The 12185-nt window shown below is 71.6% G+C and carries 10 protein-coding genes and 1 pseudogene; 6 read left to right on the forward strand and 5 right to left on the reverse strand.

Going from position 1 to position 12185, the window contains the following annotated elements:
• Positions 1 to 6: 6 nt before the first annotated feature.
• A complete protein-coding gene (locus HUT10_RS40985; protein WP_217709687.1) occupies positions 7 to 720 on the reverse strand; it encodes an alpha/beta fold hydrolase in 714 nt (237 codons plus the stop codon).
• Between the two features lie 105 nt (positions 721 to 825).
• Here HUT10_RS40985 and HUT10_RS40990 point away from each other — a divergent pair, with 105 nt between their 5' ends.
• Positions 826 to 1206: an OB-fold nucleic acid binding domain-containing protein gene (locus HUT10_RS40990; protein ID WP_003074944.1), complete on the forward strand. Its 381-nt coding sequence runs from the start codon at positions 826 to 828 to the stop codon at positions 1204 to 1206.
• A gap of 9 nt (positions 1207 to 1215) precedes the next feature.
• The gene (locus HUT10_RS40995; protein WP_176176107.1) at positions 1216 to 1935 is read left to right on the forward strand and encodes a DUF3159 domain-containing protein; all 720 of its coding nucleotides are present in this window, start codon (positions 1216 to 1218) and stop codon (positions 1933 to 1935) included.
• Between the two features lie 539 nt (positions 1936 to 2474).
• Here HUT10_RS40995 and HUT10_RS41000 read toward each other — a convergent pair.
• Together HUT10_RS41000 and HUT10_RS41005 are read right to left on the reverse strand one after the other, a co-directional pair.
• Positions 2475 to 3130: pseudogene (locus HUT10_RS41000) on the reverse strand (TrkA family potassium uptake protein).
• Positions 3127 to 3792, reverse strand: coding sequence for a TrkA family potassium uptake protein (locus HUT10_RS41005; RefSeq protein WP_254897245.1), 666 nt, complete (start codon positions 3790 to 3792; stop codon positions 3127 to 3129). Before HUT10_RS41005 ends, HUT10_RS41000 begins: the two are co-directional and overlap by 4 nt.
• Before the next feature lie 93 nt (positions 3793 to 3885).
• Here HUT10_RS41005 and HUT10_RS41010 point away from each other — a divergent pair, with 93 nt between their 5' ends.
• The 3 genes from HUT10_RS41010 to HUT10_RS41020 are packed head-to-tail and all read left to right on the forward strand — an operon-like array spanning position 3886 to position 7700.
• The gene (locus tag HUT10_RS41010) at positions 3886 to 5919 is read left to right on the forward strand and encodes an APC family permease (protein WP_176176109.1); all 2034 of its coding nucleotides are present in this window, start codon (positions 3886 to 3888) and stop codon (positions 5917 to 5919) included.
• Positions 5916 to 7103 (forward strand): class I SAM-dependent RNA methyltransferase, encoded by a 1188-nt coding sequence (locus HUT10_RS41015; RefSeq protein ID WP_176176110.1) that lies wholly within the window; start codon positions 5916 to 5918, stop codon positions 7101 to 7103. Before HUT10_RS41010 ends, HUT10_RS41015 begins: the two co-directional genes overlap by 4 nt.
• 33 nt (positions 7104 to 7136) lie before the next feature.
• Positions 7137 to 7700: a TIGR03086 family metal-binding protein gene (locus HUT10_RS41020; RefSeq protein ID WP_176176111.1), complete on the forward strand. Its 564-nt coding sequence runs from the start codon at positions 7137 to 7139 to the stop codon at positions 7698 to 7700.
• 298 nt (positions 7701 to 7998) lie between these two features.
• Here the strand turns inward: HUT10_RS41020 and HUT10_RS41025 are convergent, their stop codons facing one another.
• Together HUT10_RS41025 and HUT10_RS41030 are read right to left on the reverse strand one after the other, a co-directional pair.
• Positions 7999 to 8436 (reverse strand): hypothetical protein, encoded by a 438-nt coding sequence (locus HUT10_RS41025; protein ID WP_176176112.1) that lies wholly within the window; start codon positions 8434 to 8436, stop codon positions 7999 to 8001.
• Between the two features lie 45 nt (positions 8437 to 8481).
• A complete protein-coding gene (locus HUT10_RS41030; protein WP_176176113.1) occupies positions 8482 to 9951 on the reverse strand; it encodes an aldehyde dehydrogenase family protein in 1470 nt (489 codons plus the stop codon).
• A gap of 175 nt (positions 9952 to 10126) precedes the next feature.
• Here HUT10_RS41030 and dxs point away from each other — a divergent pair, with 175 nt between their 5' ends.
• Entirely contained in the window at positions 10127 to 12037 is a 1911-nt protein-coding gene (gene dxs, locus HUT10_RS41035; protein ID WP_176176114.1) for a 1-deoxy-D-xylulose-5-phosphate synthase, read from the forward strand.
• Positions 12038 to 12185: the final 148 nt, after the last annotated feature.

Raw genomic sequence — 12185 nt, forward strand, 5'->3', positions numbered from 1 at the left:
CGGCCTTCAGCGCGTCCGGAGGGCCTTGAGGAAGGCGAGGACGGTCGCCCGGCCGAGTGATTCGCGGTCGGTGCCCAGCGCCGTGAGCGTCGTCTCGCCGAGGGCCGCGCGGGGGAGTGCGCCCGCCCACTCCGCTGCGACTTTCGTCGGGTGTACCGGATCGTCGGTGCACGTGCCGACCCCGGCCGGGACGGCCAGTCCCGCGAGTTCGGCGAGGGTGGGTGACGGCCGCCCCGCCGCGACGCGCAGGCCGTCCGCCAGCCCGCCGCCGTGGCGGCGCCACGCCCGGTCCAGTTCGGCCCGCAGCCAGTCCGGGCTGCCCGCGGTCTGCGCCAGCGCGGCGTCGACGCCGGAACGGGCCACCAGATCCGCTGTCAGCGTCGCGGCGAGCGCGGCGGGTGCCGGGCCCGGGTCGCCGTTCCAGGCCGGGAGGGCGGCCAGCAGGCCCCCGCAACGGGCCGGGTGGCGGACCGCCCACTCCGCGGCGAGGTGGGCGCCGAAGGAGATGCCGCCGACGAGGAGGGTGCCGTGCTCGTCCGCGAGCGTGTCCAGGGCCGCCAGGTAGCCGTCCGCGAGCGCCCCGCCCGGGGGCGGCGGTGGCGCGATGAGCGGGACGCCGATGGCGCGCAGGGGGCCTTCGAAGACGGACCGGACGAACACCTCGTCCGAGCCGGTACCGGGCAGCAGGACCGCGGCGGGAACTCTGATTGCGGACGTCACGTTGCGATCTTTGCGCAAAGGCGTTTCCCTGGCGGGGACCGCAGCTACGCTGGAAATCGCACGGGCCGCATGCACAGTCGGGGGCCCCGGAGCACAGGAGCACCTATGTCCGCCAAAGACGGCGGCTACTTCAGCCGGTTGGTTCGCAAGCTGACCAGCGACGTCGAGGACCTCGACGCCGACGAGATGTCGATGAGGTCGGGCGCCGAGGGGGCGCAGCGGGCCTGTGACTGCCGATCCGGCGAAGAGGTCACCGTGATGGGGCGGCTCCGCAGCGTCGAGCTCTGCCCGACCAACGAGGCCGCCACGCTGGAGGCCGAGCTGTTCGACGGAACACAGGGCGTGACGCTAATCTGGCTCGGCCGCCGCCGGATCCCGGGCATCGAGCCTGGCCGGACGATCAAGGTGCGCGGCCGGATGGCCGAGCGTGACGGCCAGAAGGTGCTGTACAACCCCTATTACGAGCTCCAGAGCCCAGTGAGTTGATCACCCATCGTGACTGAACCCGCCCCGAGCGAGAAGAAGACCGACGGCGAAGAGCCGCAGCCGACCCTGCTCGAGCAGATGGGCGGGGTGTCCGGCCTGATCTACTCGTCGGTCCCGGTGATCGTGTTCGTACTGGCGAACTCGTTCTTCGGCCTGACCGCGGCCATCTGGACCTCGATCGGCAGCGCGGTGGCCATCACCGTGCTGCGCCTGGTCCGCAAGGAGCCCCTGCAGCCGGCGATCTCGGGGTTCTTCGGCGTCGCGATCGCGGCGTTCATCGCCTACCGCACGGGGTCGGCGAAGGGGTTCTTCCTGTTCGGGATCTACGCGAGCCTGATCTACTGCGGCATCTTCGTGCTGTCGGTGGTGGTCCGCTGGCCGATCGCGGGCGTGGTCTGGAACATGCTCAACGGCACCGGCCAGGCGTGGCGGCGCGACAAGCCCTCCCGCTACGGCTACGACATCGCCACGCTGGCGATGGCGGCGATCTTCGCGGCGCGGTTCGTGGTGCAGCGCTGGCTGTACCAGGAGGACTACACGGGCTGGCTGGCCTTCGCGAAGATCGCGATGGGGTACCCGCTGTACGCGCTGGGCCTGCTGGTGGTCGTGTGGGCGGTGCGGCGGTCGGACAAGCGCCTGAAGGCGATGGCCGAGGCCGAGCCGGCCCCGGAGACCGACGCGGAGGTCGAGGCCCGGCTGCGCGAGAAGTACGCGGCCCCGGAAGCCTGACAACCCGCGCGCGTGGGGGCGCCCCCGTTTTCGACTCTACCGGCAGGCACCGACAGTTTCGCCACACCGGCGCTCGGGACACCGTGATGCCCCCACAGTCACGCGAGATGCCCCGCCGGTCACGGGTGATGCCCGCCCAGTCACGGGTGATGCCCCACCGGTCACGCGAGATGCCTTTCCCGTCACGTGAGATCCGGTTCTGACGACGCGAGTTCCGGGCTGAATCACGCGAGGTACGTGCTCGATCACGCGAGCCGCGCCCCTGAGCGCATGGGGCCCGCGCTGGATCAGCGCCGTTGCCGCCCGGGGCGCGCGAAATCCCCGCTGCCTTCGGGCGCAGAGGGATTCCGCGGGCGCAGGCATGCCGGCTGCGAAGCGACACAACCCGCGCGCGAAGGGGACCCCCCGGTTTTTACGCTACCGGCCACCACCGACAATTTCGGCCACCGCAAGCCGCAAAAAGGGCATCCGAGCCCGCGAAAGTCCCAAAATCTCGCCACGGAAAAGGCCCCCGGCACACGCCAGGGGCCCATCCGGGCTCAGTAACCCAAAGCCGTCCGGATCTCCGGTTCCACGTCCGCCGTAGCCACGAACAGCAGCTCGTCCCCGGGCTCCAGCGGGTCCTCCGGCTGCGGCACGATCACCCGGTCACCCCGCAGGATCGTCACCAGCGCCGCATCCCGCGGCAGCGTCAGCTCGCTCACCGGCTTCCCGGCCAGCGGGGTCTCCGCCGGCAGTGTCAGCTCGACCAGGTTCGCGTTGCTCTGCCGGAACGTCATCAGCCGCACCAGGTCGCCGACGCTCACCGCTTCCTCGACCATCGCCGCCAGCATGCGGGGGTCGAGACCGCCACGTCGACGCCCCACGCGTCGGTGAACAGCCACTCGTTGGCCGGGTTGTTCACCCGGGCCACCACGCGCCGGACCGCGAACTCCGTCTTGGCCAGCAGCGAAACCACCAGGTTCGCCTTGTCGTCGCCGGTGGCGGCGATGACGACGTCGCACTGCTCGATCCCGGACTCCTCCAGGATCGACACCTCGCAGGCGTCGCCGAGCACCCAGTCGGCCTGCTCGACCGTGTGCGGGTCGAACTGGTCGGCCTCGCGCTCGATCAGCATCACCTGGTGCCTGCCGTCGATCAGCTCGGCGGCGATGGAACGGCCGACCGCCCCGGCGCCCGCAATCGCGACCCTCATGCCTCGTCCTCCGGTTCGCGGTGGGCCACACTGGTGACGTCGGTGACGGTGCCCGAGCGCGCGGCCACCCACACGACGTCGTCGGCCTGCAGCACCGTCTTCGTGTCGGGCAGCACGCCGGTGCCGAAGCGCATGATGAACGCCACCCGCGCGCCGGTCGCCTCCTGCAGCGACTTCACCGAGTGCCCGACCCAGCCCTCGTGCAGCGGCAGCTGCAGCAGCGCCACGTTGCCCGACGGGTCCCGCCACGCCGACGCCACGCCGTCCGGCAGCAGGGTGCGCAGGAACCGGTCGGTCGTCCACGGCACGGTCGCCACCGTCGGGATGCCCAGCCGCTCGTACACCGCCGCGCGCTTGTGGTCGTAAATGCGCGCGACGACGTGCTCGACGCCGAAGTTCTCGCGCGCGACCCGGGCCGAGATGATGTTCGAGTTGTCGCCGCTGGACACCGCCGCGAACGCGCCCGCCCGCTCGATGCCGGCCTCGACCAGCACCCGGCGGTCGAAGCCGACGCCGACGACCTGCTGGCCGTGGAAGTCGCTGCCGAGCCGGCGGAACGCCTGCTGGTTCTTGTCGATGACGGCCACCTCGTGGCCGAGCCGCTCCAGCGCAGCGGCCAGGGACGCGCCGACCCGGCCGCATCCCATGATCACCACGTGCACGCCCTGCCTCCTCCTCGGCGGTTCACCCGTCCGTCTTACCCCCGACATACCAGCGCCGAACCTACCGTGCGCCCCGACCGTTACGCTTCCGTGGTGTCGAAGTTCCCGACCGTGCTGAAACGCCTGGTCCTCGGACGTCCGTTCCGCAGTGACCGGCTCTCTCACACGCTCCTGCCCAAGCGCATCGCGCTGCCGATCTTCGCGTCCGACGCGCTCTCGAGCGTGGCGTACGCACCCGAAGAGATCTTCCTGACACTGAGCGTGGCGGGCCTCTCGGCCTACGCGCTCGCGCCGTGGATCGGCGTCATGGTCGCCCTGGTCATGCTGGTCGTGGTCGCGTCCTACCGGCAGAACGTGCACGCCTACCCGAGCGGCGGCGGCGACTACGAGGTCGCCAACACGAACCTCGGCGGCAAGTTCGGCCTGACCGTCGCCAGCGCCCTGCTCGTCGACTACGTCCTGACCGTCGCGGTGTCCACTTCGTCCGGTGTGGCCAACATCGGCTCGGCCGTCCCGTGGGTGGCGCAACACAAAGTGCTCGCGTCGATCGTCATCGTGGTCGTGCTGACGTCGCTGAACCTGCGCGGCATCCGCGAGTCCGGCAAGGCCTTCGCGATCCCGACGTACGGGTTCATCCTGGGCATTCTGGTCATGGTCGCCTGGGGCCTGGTGCAGGCGGCCACCGGCACCGAGATGAAGGCCGAAAGCGCCGGCTTCACGCTGACCGCCGAAGGCACCTTCGCCGGTGTCGGGTACGCGTTCCTGGTGCTGCGGGCGTTCTCCTCCGGCGCGGCGGCGCTGACCGGGGTCGAGGCGATCAGCAACGGCGTCCCGGCGTTCCAGAAGCCGAAGTCGAAGAACGCGGCCACCACGCTGCTGATGATGGGCCTGCTCGCGGTCACCATGCTGGTCGGCATCATCACGCTGGCCACCATCACCGACGTCAAGTTCGCCGAGGACCCGGCGCGGCAGCTCGAAGGCGCGCCCGCCGGCTACGAGCAGAAGACGATCGTCGCGCAGATCGCGCACGCGGTGTTCGCCGACTTCCCGCCGGCGTTCTACTACATCTCCTTCTCCACCGGCATCATCCTGCTGCTGGCCGCGAACACCGCGTTCAACGGCTTCCCGGTGCTGGGCTCGATCCTGGCGCAGGACCGCTACCTGCCGCGCCAGCTGCACACCCGCGGCGACCGGCTGGCGTTCTCCAACGGCATCCTGTTCCTGGCCGCGTTCGCGCTGGTCCTGATCATCGCCTTCGACGCCGAGGTCACCCGGCTCATCCAGCTCTACATCGTGGGCGTGTTCGTTTCGTTCACGGTGAGCCAGGCGGGCATGATCCGGCACTGGAACCGGTTGCTGGCCAGGGAAACCGACCCGGGCGCGCGGCGGCGGATGCGGCGGTCCCAGACAGTCAACGCCATCGGCCTGACCATGACCGCGACCGTCCTGGTGATCGTGCTCATCACCAAGTTCCTGCTCGGCGCGTGGATCGCGATCGCCGCGATGGTGGCCATCTTCGCGCTGATGACGGCGATCCGGCGGCACTACGACCGCGTCGCCGACGAGCTGAAGGAGCTCGGCGACACCCCGACCGTGCTGCCGTCGCGCAACCACGCGATCGTGCTCGTGTCCAAACTGCACCGTCCGACGCTGCGCGCGCTGGCCTACGCCAAGGCGATGCGCCCGGACGTCCTCGAGGCCGTGACGGTCAATGTGGACGATGCCGACACGCGGAGGCTCACCGCCGAGTGGGACGCGCACAACTTCAAGGTGCCGCTCAAGGTCGTCGAGTCCCCCTACCGCGAAATCACGAAGCCCGTGCTCGACTACGTGAAGCGCGTGCGCGGTGACAACCCGCGCAACGTGGTCACCGTGTTCATCCCGGAGTACGTGGTCGGCCACTGGTGGGAGCAGGTGCTGCACAACCAGAGCGCGCTGCGGCTCAAGGGCAGGCTGCTGTTCCAGTCCGGGGTGATCGTGGCGAGCGTGCCGTGGCAGCTGCAGTCGTCGGCCAAGGCGGCCGCGCGGGTCCGCAACGAGCGCCCCGCCGCCGGCGACGTCCGCCGCGGGTTCTCGCCCAACGGACAGCCGGTCGCGGCGCCGAAGCCCAAGGAGCCTGCCGAATGACCAGCTGGCTGGGCCGTGTTCTCGAAGTCGAGGTCGGGGCGGTGGCGCACGGCGGCCACTGCGTCGCCCGCGCGGAGGGCCGGGTCGTGTTCGTCCGGCACGCACTGCCGGGTGAGCAGGTCCGGGTCGAGGTCACCGAGGACAGCGGCGGCTCGTTCTGCCGCGGGGACGCCGTCGAGGTGCTGTCGCCGTCCCCGCACCGGGTGGAGCCGCCGTGCCCGCTGGCGGTCCCGGGAGGCTGCGGCGGCTGCGACTGGCAGCACGCCTCGCCGGACTACCAGCGCTCGCTGAAGGCGTCGGTCGTGGCGGAGCAGCTGCAGCGGCTGGCCGGCATCGAGCGGGACGTCGTCGTGGAGGCGCTGGACGGCGGGCCGCTGGACTGGCGCAGCCGCGTCCGGCTGGTCGCCGGGCGCGACGGGCGTGCCGGGCTGCGTGCCCACCACAGCCACCGGGTGGTGGCACTGGACGACTGCCCGATCGCGGTGCCCGGCGAGCTCGACGATGTCCTGGCGCGGCGCTGGCGGCCGGGCAGCGAGCTGGAGGTGACGACCGACGGCGACGGCGACGTGCACGTCCGCGAGCTGTCGACGGTGCGCGGCAAGGTCCGCGCCCGGCAGCTGACGGGCGGCGTCGCGGTCCAGCACGCGGCGGGCCGCGACTGGCGCCTCGACGCGCACGGGTTCTGGCAGGTCCACCCGGCGGCGGCGTCGACGTTCGCGGCGGTCGTGGGGGAGTGGGCGGAAGCGCCGTCCGGCGGCACGGCCTGGGACCTCTACGCGGGGGTCGGGCTGTTCGCGTCGGTGCTGGCCGCGCAGGTGGGGCCTTCGGGGCACGTGCTGGCGGTCGAATCCGGCCGCCGCGCGGTCGCCGACGGCGAGCGCAACCTCGCGGACCTGCCGCAGGTCTCGTGGCACGCGGGAAGGGTGGAGCACGTGCTGGCGTCGGCGGCCAAGCCGGTCGACGTGGTGGTGCTGGACCCGCCCCGCAAGGGTGCAGGCAAGGCGGTCGTGGAGTCGATCGTGGCGGGTGCGCCGGACCGGATCGTGTACGTGGCCTGCGACCCGGCGGCACTGGCGCGGGACCTGGCGACCTTCGCCTCCCACGGGTACTCGCTCACGGACCTGCGGGCGTTCGACGCGTTCCCGATGACCCACCACGTGGAGTGCGTGGCGCTGCTGTCGTGAGTTTTTGTCGGTGGTGGTCGGCACACTGTGCCCATGACTGCTCTCGACGACTTCGACCTCGCAGCTTCGACGGTGACCGGCCTGGTCACCGCGGTCCGTGCGGACCAGTGGGCGCTCCCGACGGCGTGCACGGAGTGGGACGTGCGCGCGGTGGTGAACCACTTGGCGCACGGCAACGCGAAAGTGGCCTTCTGGGCGGGAACGGGCCCACCGGCCCCGGACGGTGACTACCTGGGTGACTCGCCGGCCGAGGCGTTCGTGGCATCGGTGGCGGCGGCCCGGGAGGTGCTGGCCGAGCCGGGGTTGTTCACGCGGCAGGTGACGACACCGCTCGGCGAGGTGCCGGGGGTGTTCTTGGTGCACATGAGGGTGAACGAGTACCTGGCCCACGGCTGGGACATCGCGGACGCGACCGGGCAGCCGAGGGATCTGGCGCCGGAGCTGGCCGCGCGGGCGCTGGAGCAGTGGCGGTCCCGGTTCGGGACGGCGCCGAGGCAGGCGGGCGGGCCGTTCGGGCCGGAGGTGGAGCCGGAAGGGGAGGCAACGGCGGCTGATCGGCTGGCGGCGTTCCTCGGCCGGAAGGCGGTGAGGGGATAGAGGGTGTCATGGCGGCCGGGCGGCTCGCGGGCGCGGGTGACTCAGCGGCGGCGGCCGGTTCGGCGGTTGGCGGCCCATGGGGTGCTCGGCGACCCGTGCTGCGCGGCGGCCGGTGAGCAGTGGGCCGTGTGGAGGGTGACCCACTGGGGTGAGGCAGCGGTCGGCGCGTTCGGCGGTCGCTGGGTGACTGTGGGCGCGGTCTGCTCAGCCGCCATCGGCGGCTGAGCGGCTGACCGCTGCGTAGCTGCATGGCTGCCGCGGAGCGGCGGCGGCTCACCGCGGCGGCATACCGCGTTGCTCAGCCTGCTCGGCGTACCGCGAACGCCGCCGCGAGGCCGGTTGCCGTCATCGCGACCCCCGACACCAGCAGCACCCAGGCCCCGGAACCCGGGACCACCCGGGCCGCCGGCTGGATGCGGGTCACCCCCGGCAACGTCACCACCAGGTGCCGCAACACCACCCCCGTCACCACCAGCCCCGGCAAGCTCGCCATGGCCAGGGGCTCGTCCTGGTGGCGGGCGAACGTCAGGTACGCCAGCGTCACCGCGATCAGCACCGCCGCCGCGCACACCAGGCGCAAGCCCAGGTCCAGCTCCGGGTCCGGCGTCCCCGGCGGGAGCACCCCCGGGTACTCCGCCGTGCGCAGGGTCAGGCCGGCCAGGACACCCAGGGCCGCCACCCCCACCAGTACGGCCCGCGGGCCGCGGAGCCGCTTCCGTGGTCGCTGTTCGTCCACTCCGGCCTCCCCTGCTTCGCCCGTGGACGCAGCATAAGGCGGCTTTCAGCCCGAGAACCAGCGTTGCGGCGCCGGCCGGAGGTTCTGGTAGATGTGCTTGACCTCGGTGTACTCCGCCAGCCCCGTCGGGCCCAGCTCGCGGCCGAACCCCGACTGCTTGTAGCCGCCCCACTCGGCCTGGGGCAGGTACGGGTGGTAGTCGTTGATCCACACCGTCCCGTGGCGCAGCCGGCCCGCCACGCGCTGCGCCCGCCCCGCGTCCTGGGTGAACACCGCGCCCGCCAGGCCGTAGTGGGTGTCGTTGGCGATGCGGACCGCGTCGTCCTCGTCGGTGAACGTTTCCACGGTCAGCACCGGGCCGAACGACTCCTCGCGCACCGCCGACGAGCCCTGCCGCACCTGGTCGAGGATGGTCGGCAGGTAGTAGAAGCCGTCGGCGAGCGCCGGGTCGTCCGGGCGGCGGCCGCCCGTGCGGAGCACCGCTCCCTCGGCCAGCGCGGCCGCCACGTACGCCTCCACCTTCGCCCGGTGGGCCTCCGAGATCAGCGGGCCCGTCTCCGCCCGCGGGTCGAACGGGCCGCCCAGGCGGATCCGCTCCGCCCGGCGCACCAGCTCGGCCACGAACTCCTCGTGCCACTCCCGCTGCACGATCAGCCGCGCACCCGCCGAGCACACCTGGCCGGAGTGCAGGAACACCGCCGTCAGCGCGTAGTCGACCGCCGTCTCGAAGTCGGCGTCGGCGAATACCACGTTCGGGTTCTTTCCGCCGAGCTCCAGCGCCACCTTCTTGACCGTGCCCGCGGCCGCCGCGGCGATCACCCTGCCGGTCGCCAGGCCGCCGGTGAACGACACCAGGTCGACGTCCGGGTGCGACGCCAGCGGCGCACCCACCTCGGCGCCCGCGCCGAGCACCAGGTTGGCCACGCCCGGCGGCAGCCCGGCCTCGGTGAGCAGCTGCAGGAACCGGATCGCCGTGTGCGGGGTCAGCTCGCTGGGCTTGAGCACGAACGTGTTGCCCGCGGCCAGCGCCGGCGCGATCTTCCACACCGTCTGCAGCAGCGGGTAGTTCCACGGCGTGATCAGCCCGCAGACGCCGACCGGCTCGTGCACGATCCGGCTGATCGCGTCCGGGTTGCCGGTGTCGACCACGCGCCCGGCGTCCTGCGCCGCCAGCTTGCCGAAGTAGCGCAGGCAGGCCGCGATGTCGGCCATGTCGTACCGGCTCTCCACCAGGCGCTTGCCGGTGTCGAGCGACTCGGCGCGGGCGAACGCCTCCGCGTCGCGGTCCAGCAGGTCCGCGGCGCGCAGCAGCAGGTCACCGCGCAGGTGGGCGGGGGTGCCGGGCCACGGGCCGGTGTCGAACGCCCGGCGCGCCGCCGCGATGGCCGCCTCGGTGTCCTTGGCCGTGCCCTCGGCGACCGTCGCGACCAGGGAGCCGTCGGCCGGGCAGCGGATCTCCCGCCGGCCGCCGTCCACCGCGTCCACCCAGTCACCACCGATGAGGAAGTCCGCCATGCGGCCCATTCTCGTGGCCACGCCGCGTGACCGCCACAGCGCCGCGGCGGGCCCCGGTTCACCCCGGCTGCTGACCTGCGGTCGCGCTCCGGTTGTGACGCCGGACGCGGCCTGCGGTGATGCTCTAGCAGGTCTCCGTAGACTGGCCGGAACCGAGCGAGTGAGGTGGAGACGAGTGACGATGCTGGAGTCCGTTGGCGGACCGGCGGACCTGAAGCGCATGAGTGTCGAGGACCTCGGCGAACTGGCCGCGGAGATCCGGGACTTCCTCGTCGACAAGGTGCGCCGGGCGGGTGGCCACCTGGGGCCGAACCTCGGCGTCGTCGAGCTGACCCTGGCGCTGCACCGCGTGTTCGACTCGCCGCGCGACGCGATCGTGTGGGACGTCGGTCACCAGGCGTACGTGCACAAGCTCGTCACCGGCCGCGCGGCCGGGTTCGACCTGCTCCGCCAGACCGGCGGGGTCACCGGTTACCCCTCGCGCGCGGAGAGTGAGCACGACTGGGTGGAGAGCAGCCACGCGTCCTCCGGTCTGTCCTATGTGGACGGCCTGGCGAAGGCGTTCGAGCTGGCCGGCGGCGGGCGGCACGCGATCGCGGTCGTCGGCGACGGCGCGCTCACCGGCGGCATGTGCTGGGAGGCGCTCAACAACATCGCCGCCCACCGCGAGCGCCCGGTCGTCATCGTGATCAACGACAACGGCCGCTCGTACTCGCCGACCATCGGCGGCCTGGCCGACCACCTCGCGGCGCTGCGCCTGCAGCCCGGCTACGAGCGGCTCCTCGACGGCGGCCGCGAGATCCTCAAGCACACCCCGGTCGTAGGCAAGCCGATCTACGCCGCCCTGCACGCGGCGAAGGCCGGGCTGAAGGACGCGCTCAGCCCGCAGGCGATGTTCTCCGACCTGGGCCTGAAGTACCTCGGTCCGGTCGACGGCCACGACCAGGTGGCCCTGGAGAAGGCGCTGCACAGCGCGAAGGCCTTCGGCGGTGCCGTCATCGTGCACGTGGTCACCGAGAAGGGGCACGGCTACGCGCCCGCGGTGAACAACCAGCACGACCAGATGCACCAGACCGATCCGATCGACCCGGAGACCGGGCTGCCGCCGGTCAAGGGGCCGAGCTGGACGGGCGTGTTCGGCTCCGAGCTGGCGGCCATCGGCGTCGAGCGCGAGGACGTCGTCGCGATCACCGCGGCGATGCTGCGGTCGACCGGGCTGGACAAGTTCGCCGAGGCGTTCCCGGACCGGTGGTACGACGTCGGGATCGCCGAGCAGCACGCGGTCACTTCGGCGGCCGGGCTGGCCATGGGCGGGTTGCACCCGGTCGTGGCGATCTACTCGACGTTCCTCAACCGGGCGTTCGACCAGGTCCTGATGGATGTGGCCCTGCACCGGCTGCCGGTGACGCTGGTGCTCGACCGGGCCGGGATCACCGGGCCTGATGGGCCTTCTCACCACGGTATGTGGGACCTGTCCCTGCTCGGGATGGTTCCCGGGATGCGGGTGGCTGCTCCTCGGGATCCGGCGACTCTGCGTGAAGAGCTTCGTGAGGCTGTGGCCGTTTCCGATGGGCCTACTGCTCTGCGGTTCTCCAAGGGGAAGGTCGGGACCGATGTTGCCGCCGTCGAGCGGGTCGGGACCGTTGATGTGCTCCGGCGGCCGGCCGAGGGGGCCGATGTTCTGCTGGTGACCGTCGGTGCTTTCGCGACGCTGGGGCTTGCCGCCGCTGATCGGCTTGCCGATCAGGGGATCGGGGTTACCGTGGTGGATCCGCGGTGGGTTCTTCCGGTTCCTGCCGAGCTTGTTGCGCTGGCCTCTCAGCACAAGTTGGTGGTCACTGTCGAGGATAGCGGTCGTCACGGTGGGTTCGGGTCTGCCTTGGCCGGCCTGTTCCGGGATGCCGAGTGTGATGTTCCGTTGCGGGATCTGGCTGTTCCTCAGGCTTTCCATGATCATGGGAGCCGGGATGAGGTTCTGGGGCGGATCGGGTTGACTGCTCAGGATGTTGCTCGGCGGGTTACCGAGTGGGCCTCTGGGCGGTTGGGTACTGCTGAGGAGCCTGCCGCGAAGAACGCTGATCGGTAGCTTGCGTCGGGTTTCTGCCGTGGCTTCAAAGATTGTCCTCGCCGGACGGGCAGGCTCTGGGATGACCCTCCGCTGGTTGGTCATCCCGTCGCCTGATTGAGGCCTATCACTTTGAGCCAGGCCCGCAAGCTTGCGTAGTCTTCTCGCC

The organism is Amycolatopsis sp. Hca4, assembly GCF_013364075.1.
Classification (GTDB): domain Bacteria; phylum Actinomycetota; class Actinomycetes; order Mycobacteriales; family Pseudonocardiaceae; genus Amycolatopsis.